1 protein-coding gene is annotated in these 788 nt (G+C 37.6%); it reads right to left on the reverse strand.

The genetic code is table 11. The annotated features are described in order from the left end of the window. Positions 1–245: TGS domain-containing protein (locus tag B3J44_RS05775; protein ID WP_286966724.1), on the reverse strand; the 245-nt coding region annotated here is incomplete at its 3' end. Between the last annotated feature and the right edge of the window lie 543 nt (positions 246–788).

Genomic DNA, 788 nt, shown 5'->3' on the forward strand with positions numbered 1-788 from the left:
GCTTGTGCCATTACGTGCGAAGTCGAATGCCAGAAAGCTTTTTTTCCTTCTGCATCATTCCAAGTATATAGTATAAGATTACCGTCGGTCGTTAATGGAGTTTCGGTTTCAATAGTTGTACCATTAAAAGATGCAGAAATCACGTTTCTAGCAAAACCTTCGCTAATGTTTTTAGCGACCTCCATTGGAGTTACGCCTGAAGCAAACTCTCTAATTGACCCATCGGGTAAAGTAATCTTGATCATTGTTTATAATTTTGTGAATGCAAATATACGTGATTACAAAAATACATACAATATATAAGTACAAGTTTACTCTATTATATATAAGTATGGTCTTTTTCTCTATTATATTATATGTAAAGCTAATTCTTTTTCAAAACCTCACGTCTTTGCTTTTTATATGTATACATAATATAAGTATGAAATATGATGCCGGGCAGATGCGAAGCATTAAGCTTTAATGGTAAATGGGATCCGTTTCCCGCTATGCGCTCCAATCTTTTGCAGCCGAAGGCCTGCAAAACGGATTTCCGCTTCCATCGGGGCTAAATGGGCTGTTTTTGATGAGAGGCTTTCTGGGAAGGGGAGCCTGGAGATTGAAAAATCACGCAAAAAGGGGGCATAGGCTGAAAACTCCGCAAAATGGGGAGGCGGAACCCCGCGCAAAATATGGAAACAATAGAGAGATTAGGAAAAACCCTATAGATTATGAAAAAACTTTGATCTGTAAAGGGTGTGTTATGAGACAGTTAAGAAAAAGATTGAAAAAAGATTAAAAAAAGCGGA

Source organism: Flavobacterium sp. UBA4854, from assembly GCF_002399805.1.
Lineage (GTDB): Bacteria > Bacteroidota > Bacteroidia > Flavobacteriales > Flavobacteriaceae > Flavobacterium > Flavobacterium ginsengisoli.